The organism is Mixta sp. (assembly GCF_024610815.1).
Lineage (GTDB): Bacteria > Pseudomonadota > Gammaproteobacteria > Enterobacterales > Enterobacteriaceae > Mixta > Mixta calida.
Genome location: NZ_JANION010000068.1, coordinates 1 through 6,457 on the forward strand (window position 1 = coordinate 1; position 6,457 = coordinate 6,457).

Sequence of the window (6,457 nt, forward strand, 5' to 3'; positions counted from 1 at the left end):
GGATATAACCTTAAGAGAATTTATCTCTTTTATCTTATTTATTGCCGTCTGGTGGATTTTATATTTTTATACCAGTCTACTGATTAGGGACTGAAGGACGCAGGCTGAAAGGCCGCGCCTTGCCTGAGCGGGTGAGCAGGCATACTACGACAATGCAACGTTAGTCAACCAATAACCCTGTTGAATACAGGGTTTAATGGGTGCGAAAATAATCCGCTGCCCGCTGCATAGCGGCCGCTTTATAAGGATTAAGAAACATCTGTTGATCGCGGTTAATATCAGCGGTGATTTTTTGCGCTACAAATAGGCCGTGCCGTGACGTTCGCGTCACGTTGTGATCACCGGGCTATCAGGCAACGCGCTATGTCAGGAAAACGTATTCAGCGAGAAAAGCAAACCATCACCAAAATGATCGACCTGTATGCGTCAGGCTGTCCACAGGCGTCGCCCAATGCGGAAAAATACCAGGCACTTCATCGTTATGCTTTAAAGCGCCTTGACCGCTGCGCCTTCGGCGAAGAGAAGCCCGCCTGTAAACAGTGTCCGATCCACTGCTATCAGCCTGCAAAGCGCGAAGAGATGAAACAGATTATGCGCTGGGCGGGGCCGCGCATGCTCTGGCGTCATCCCATTCTCGCTATTCGCCATCTGATTGACGATCGGCGACCGGTACCGCCGCTGCCGGAAAAGTATCAGCCGAAGCGCAGGCCGCCGCGCGATGAAAACGCGCCTGCGGAAGAGCATTAACAGCGCGGCCCCCAATCGAGACGGGGACCGCTTATGTCCACGCTTATTACAGCGCCGAATCAGAACGCGTTATCAGAACTGGAACTTGATGCCCACCGTACCGCGCGTGTCGCTATACTTGTTTTGGCCTGTCCGCTGACCCACGTCGGCCCAAAGCGCCAGGCGACTGTTGACCTCGCCTTCAGCGCCAATACGCGCTTCCGCCAGATTGCGGCTGCCGATCATTGTGCTGCCTTCGCCGTTCATCTTCACCCCAAAGTCGCGGGTATGATGAATCCAGTTGGCTTCGATGTAGGGACGGAAGCTGTCCGCCACACCGTTTTCCGGCTTGCCCTTCATCCAGACGCGCATGCCCAGCTGCGTCATGACGTTACCGGAACCGGTCATGCTGACGTGCGTTCCCTGATCTTCCACCAGAGAGTCCGCCTGCACATTCATCCACACCGCCTGACCACGCGGTTCAAGCCAGTAGCTGAACTTTTCCGAGCTGCCGATGGGTAGCGCATAGCCTGCTTCCAGCGAGGCGGTAACGCCATCGGAGCGATACTTCTCCTCGCGCATTTGAGCGCCGGAAACCGAGTTATGGAACCAGCTGTACTGAACCCAGCTATCGATCCAGGCGCCGGTACGCGTGGCCTCGTCGGCAAACCAGGTTCCGTAGATCCCGACGCTATAGCCATCAGCCTGGCCGCGCGAAGTGTAGCCAGTAATCTCAGACCGTGATTTATTGCGGTTATGGCCATAACCCGCCATCAGGCCAAGCCGTCCACCGTCGCGCGCGTTACTGCTCCAGTGCGCTATATCGCCGCCGAGCTGTAATACATAGCTGTTACTGCGGCTAATCAGCTGGCCGCCTGCCTCTTCGAAACGGCTGTGCGAACCGGTATTGCGCATCCACAGGGTAGTGGAATGACGTTCGCCGGTCGCGTAATCAACATATTCATGCTCTCCCTGGCGGTCATGCAGACGCGTCAGGAACAGGGTATTGACCGCCGCCATGTTGGCGATATAGCTGCCGCTTTCCGGGCGATACACTTTGGTATAGTCATAGCGCCCAACCTTACCGCTGTTGCCGTTATCGCCGTTCGCATCGCCGGTATTACTATTGTCGCCGTTCGAAGCGCCGCCATTGCCGTTGTCGCCGTTCGAACCGCCGCTGTTGCCGTTGCCGCCGTTCGAACCGCCGGTATTGCCATTATCGTTGGCGCCGTCCGAGCCGCCTGTGTTGCCGCTGTCGCCAGCGCCGTTCGAGCCGCCGCTGTTGCCGTTATCGCTGGCGCCGTTATCGCTGGCGTCGTTATCAGGACTCTCTGGCGCCGGTATCGTGTCATTATTTTCAATATCCGCCAGGCTGTTGCTCAGATACCAGTTTTTGCCTTTCTGCACCAGTGCATAGTCATACAGGCCGATGCCGATGCGTCGATCCTGAATAAACTGCCCTTCGGATACGCCGTTCACCGTGATCAGCTCTATACCCATATCGGTATGATCGCCGTGGCCGTAAATATGATTAAATTTCACCGTCGTGTTACCGCTGGTATTGCCGGTGACAATCATTCGGTCGCTGGGCGAGTCATTATCGCTGTTCAGCGTGACGTTCATCACCAGCGATCCGCCGTTGCCGCTGTAGTCTCCGTTTACCTTCAGCGTTTTAAATTCGGTGCCGGAATCTTTAAGGAAGTTAATGGTGCCGCCGTTGAGCTGCAAATGGGTCAGCGAGGAGCTGCCGGTCATATCCCATACGCTGTTGGCGCCGTTGAGCGCCAGATTGATCGTGCCGCCGTTCAGCGTAGAGGTGGTGCTGTAGAGATAAGCGTTATCTGCCGTGCGCAGATCAATAGATCCATTATCTGCCGTTACCGCCCCCCATGCGCGGACCTGCCGATCGTTTAGCGTGACGTTGCCTCCGTCACGCGCATAAAATGCGGTCGCATTATCCGCGTTGCGCAGATCGCCCAATATCGCGCTGCCGTTCAGATCGATGCGGCTATTGCCTTCGGCGCCGACGTAAGTCAGGGCGCTGGGCAGCGGTGAATCTTCGCTTACGGCGACGGTCAGCTGGCCGTCAACCGTAATGGTTGAAGCGATATCGTCACGGCTATTGCTCGCCGTCAAAAAACGATCGGTTTCGCTAACGCTGGCGTCGCTGGCGAGCGTGAGCCAGGTATCGGTGAGGTGTACGTTTGCGCCGTCCCCGGCCACCACGCCATTAACGCCGTGCGTATTGTTCCGATCCCTGATCAGCATCAGCGAAGCGCCGCCCTGCAAATCAATATTCGGCTGGCCTGACGCTGAAGGGCCGCTGGCGGAAATTGCGGTGAGCTCGCCATTGCCTGAAACCGAAAGGTCGGTATAGCTGGCGACGCTAATGCTGCCACCGCTGGCGACTATGCCCTGCACATTCACGTCTCCGCTATCGCTGTTAACCACAACAGAAGATTCATCCATTGCAATATTCTGTCCGATGGCTTCAATGCCCGTTGCATCGCCCGAAGCGATAACATTTACGCCTAAAGCACCAAACTGCATATTGGCGTTCTGGCTGGTATTACAGTCGGCAGCCGATCCGCAGTGAGCGGATACGCCGGTGGCATTACCAGATAAGTTATTCAGGGTAACGCGCGTCGTGTCTGAAATATCGATACGTTTATCTTCCGCAGTGCCAGGTGAGGAAATAGCATTGATGCCGTACATCTGCCCCATTGCCTGACCATAAGCATTATCAGTCGCGTTAATATTAAGACCGGCGCCGCGTATTAATCCGCCCGCTTCAGCCGTCACCAGGTTAGGGCTATTTTCACTATTAATATGCGTTCTCTGACCTAAATCGATAGTGCGGCCATAGGCATGGACAATATATTCCGCCTGTTCCGGGATGATATCGCTGCTGTCGATCGTCAGGCTGCCGTTAACCACAATATTGTCATTACTGAATTTAATCGTTGGCGCAGCAGCCGTGCCTGGACGACTGTCAGCAAGAATGGCGGAAACTTTCTCATCATCACTAATTTCCATGTCGGCCGCGCATACTGACATCGGCAAAAGTGCCATAGCTATTTGAACGGCTATTTTTTTCTCGGTGTTTAAAACAGACATAACGTGTATCCAAAATTTTGATAATAATATTCTTCCCCTTGCCGAAGGTGTTATTTAACAGGCAAGAGATATTCAATATGAATAATCTTCTGAGGCATTCAGAAAAGTGGTTCTGCGAATAATTTATTGAAGTTAAATGTAGTTATCCTTCTTTTTTCTATTAAACCTTTTCTGATAATAAAAGGTCATTACCAGATCTCATCTATACACCTTAGACACTATGTGGGTAATGGCAAATTTTTTCTTAAGACTTTTCTTAGTGAGGGCAGAGGGCTTGTTGCTGTTGATGGGACGCGCTATGGCAGGAAAAGCTGTTCAGGCAGAAAAGCACGCCAGCGGCAAAATAAGCAATCTGCGTAAGACGGCGCGGGTCAGGCAAGATATAAATGCGCTGGACGGAGCGCAGCAACCCGATGCGGCGGCCCGCGTCGCCGGAAAAGTGCCAGCCGACAAAGAGGATGCCGCGACTAATTGACGCCCCAACCGGTTTGCTGCACCAGGCTGGTGGCCAGCGCCCCTACATCGGCAAAGCCCGACGCCACCGGCCAGACGATCAGGCGTGCGGGATAGTGCCGCACCAGCTGCGGCAGACAGGCGTCGTGGAAGCGTTTCAGATCTTGAAAATAGTCAAGCGTATAGGCGGTTTCGCCTGGCCGCGCGCGCTGCATACAGCTTGCAAAGCACGCCTGCGGATCGCGGTCAATATAGAGCACCACGTCGATGGGCGGGTAATCTTTAAAGCACGCCTTAATCTGGTAGTAGTAATCCATATAGCGGGCGTCAGGGCGCTCGGTTTGCAGGAAGTTGGTCTGACAGAACACCACGTCGCTGTAAAGCGAGCGTTCAATCACATAGTTGCCGTCGGGCAGCGCTTGCAGCAGCCGCTGACGCATGCGGGTAATGTAAAGCTGAAAGCGAATGCGCGCATTGGCGTCGTCAGGGCGGGCGGTGAAATCCTGTAAAAGCGCTAAAAAATGTGGATCGGCGTCCACCGGCTCCACCATCAGCCGCCATGTTTCGCCGGTCAGCGCCGTCAGTTTTTCCGCCAGCGGCCCGACAAGGGTACTTTTACCGGCGGCGATATTGGCCTCAACGGCGACAATTCTCATTCGATGTCCTTCTGCGTGGCGGGTACGGCTTTCTCTTTACTTACGGAATAAACGATAGCGTAAACGGCTGAAAAGATTCCCGGCGGGATGGCGCAGCAGGCGAGGGCGCTCGTTGCTGGCGATCATCTCGTCCACGCCAATTTCTACCATCAGTTCGCTCATCAGCGCAGCATGCTCAACGCTGACGCACTTCTCTACCTGACATTGTAAGTCATCATACCAGGACATAGCGGCTCCTTAGGGTTAGCCTAACAACAGAACAGGGTCTCCACAGATGTCAGTGCAAAGCGTATGCCATAGTTAACGTATTAAAAAATAATAATAAAAAGTCATGGCATGTCTTTTTGACAGAGGCGTTCAGCGTCAAAATGACAGCGCCATGTCGTTATGACGATACGCAGAGCCAGCACGGTTAAGTTTGTTGAAGGTCAACTGCTACACTCGATAGCAGCACTATCTGCGTCGCTAATCACCTATAAAGGACACCACATTATGTCAGAGAATAATTATCAGCCGCCGAAGGTCTGGAAGTGGGATCAGCAGGGCGCCGGCAGCTGGTCGAAAACCAATCGTCCCATCGCGGGCGCCACCCATGACGCCGAACTGCCGGTCGGCAAGCATCCGCTGCAACTCTATTCGATGGGCACGCCGAACGGTCAGAAGGTGACGATCCTGCTGGAGGAGCTGTTGGCGCTGGGCGTGAGCGATGCGGAATATGATGCGCACCTGATCCGCATCGGCGAAGGCGATCAGTTCTCCAGCGGCTTTGTCGAAGTAAACCCCAACTCCAAAATCCCGGCGCTGCTCGACGTATCGGAAAGCCCGGCGGTACGCGTGTTTGAATCAGGCGCTATCCTGCTCTATCTGGCAGAGAAGTTTGGTCACTTCCTGCCGCAGGACCGCGCCGCGCGCACCGAAACGCTCAACTGGCTGTTCTGGTTGCAGGGATCGGCGCCTTACATGGGCGGCGGCTTCGGCCATTTTTATCACTACGCGCCGGAAAAAATTGAATACGCCATTAACCGCTTTGCGATGGAAGCGAAGCGTCAGCTGGATGTGCTGGATCGTCAGCTGGCTCAGCATCGTTATATCGCCGGCAACGAATATACCATCGCTGATATCGCGATCTGGCCGTGGTATGGCGTACTGGCGCAGGGCGGTCTGTACGAAGCGGCGGAGTTCCTCGACGTCAGCGCTTACACCCATTTGCAGCGCTGGGCGAAAGAGATTAGCGAGCGTCCGGCCGTTAAGCGCGGACGCATCGTAAACCGCACCTGGGGCGAACCGTCACAGCAGCTGCGCGAGCGTCACGACGCCTCGGATTTTGAACTGCGCACTGAAGATAAGCTGAGCTAACGCTCAGACGCGGCGGAAAGGCAGCTTTCCGCCCGGTTATTTCGTTTTGCCTCTCTTGCGTTCTCCTTATTTTCTCTTTTTCGATATTCTGTTATTTGTCTGAATAACGGATGCCGTACGGTTATGCTTATCGTCAACTAATAATACGC

General features: G+C 54.4%; 6 protein-coding genes. 3 read left to right on the forward strand and 3 right to left on the reverse strand.

Features of this window, described 5'->3' with window-relative positions:
- Positions 1 to 363: 363 nt before the first annotated feature.
- Positions 364 to 747: a nitrous oxide-stimulated promoter family protein gene (locus MYY08_RS04140; RefSeq protein WP_038624177.1), complete on the forward strand. Its 384-nt coding sequence runs from the start codon at positions 364 to 366 to the stop codon at positions 745 to 747.
- Positions 748 to 819: 72 nt separating this feature from the next.
- Here MYY08_RS04140 and MYY08_RS04145 read toward each other — a convergent pair whose 3' ends face one another.
- Positions 820 to 3,762 carry an autotransporter outer membrane beta-barrel domain-containing protein gene (locus MYY08_RS04145; RefSeq protein ID WP_288013371.1) on the reverse strand — a complete coding sequence of 981 codons (2,943 nt, stop codon included), beginning with the start codon at positions 3,760 to 3,762 and terminating at the stop codon, positions 820 to 822.
- A 310-nt stretch (positions 3,763 to 4,072) separates the two neighbouring features.
- Between MYY08_RS04145 and MYY08_RS04150 the strand changes: the two genes are divergently transcribed.
- Positions 4,073 to 4,318: a hypothetical protein gene (locus MYY08_RS04150; protein ID WP_288013374.1), complete on the forward strand. Its 246-nt coding sequence runs from the start codon at positions 4,073 to 4,075 to the stop codon at positions 4,316 to 4,318.
- Here MYY08_RS04150 and MYY08_RS04155 read toward each other — a convergent pair.
- Together MYY08_RS04155 and MYY08_RS04160 are read right to left on the reverse strand one after the other, a co-directional pair.
- Positions 4,311 to 4,952, reverse strand: coding sequence for a deoxynucleoside kinase (locus tag MYY08_RS04155; RefSeq protein ID WP_288013377.1), 642 nt, complete (start codon positions 4,950 to 4,952; stop codon positions 4,311 to 4,313). The two genes, MYY08_RS04150 and MYY08_RS04155, sit on opposite strands and share 8 nt — an antisense overlap.
- Positions 4,953 to 4,988: 36 nt before the next feature.
- The gene (locus MYY08_RS04160; RefSeq protein WP_084970626.1) at positions 4,989 to 5,180 is read right to left on the reverse strand and encodes a hypothetical protein; all 192 of its coding nucleotides are present in this window, start codon (positions 5,178 to 5,180) and stop codon (positions 4,989 to 4,991) included.
- A gap of 264 nt (positions 5,181 to 5,444) precedes the next feature.
- Between MYY08_RS04160 and yghU the strand changes: the two genes are divergently transcribed.
- Positions 5,445 to 6,308 carry a glutathione-dependent disulfide-bond oxidoreductase gene (yghU, locus tag MYY08_RS04165; protein ID WP_288013381.1) on the forward strand — a complete coding sequence of 288 codons (864 nt, stop codon included), beginning with the start codon at positions 5,445 to 5,447 and terminating at the stop codon, positions 6,306 to 6,308.
- Positions 6,309 to 6,457 lie beyond the last annotated feature (149 nt).

What these genes read in the sequence shown, in the direction of transcription:
- MYY08_RS04150 (WP_288013374.1), top strand. Translation starts at nt 4,073, where the DNA reads ATGGCAAATTTTTTCTTAAGACTTTTCTTAGTGAGGGCAGAGGGCTTG.
- yghU (WP_288013381.1), top strand. Translation starts at nt 5,445, where the DNA reads ATGTCAGAGAATAATTATCAGCCGCCGAAGGTCTGGAAGTGGGATCAG.
- MYY08_RS04155 (WP_288013377.1), bottom strand. Translation starts at nt 4,952, where the DNA reads ATGAGAATTGTCGCCGTTGAGGCCAATATCGCCGCCGGTAAAAGTACC.
- MYY08_RS04145 (WP_288013371.1), bottom strand. Translation starts at nt 3,762, where the DNA reads ATGGAAATTAGTGATGATGAGAAAGTTTCCGCCATTCTTGCTGACAGT.
- MYY08_RS04140 (WP_038624177.1), top strand. Translation starts at nt 364, where the DNA reads ATGTCAGGAAAACGTATTCAGCGAGAAAAGCAAACCATCACCAAAATG.
- MYY08_RS04160 (WP_084970626.1), bottom strand. Translation starts at nt 5,180, where the DNA reads ATGTCCTGGTATGATGACTTACAATGTCAGGTAGAGAAGTGCGTCAGC.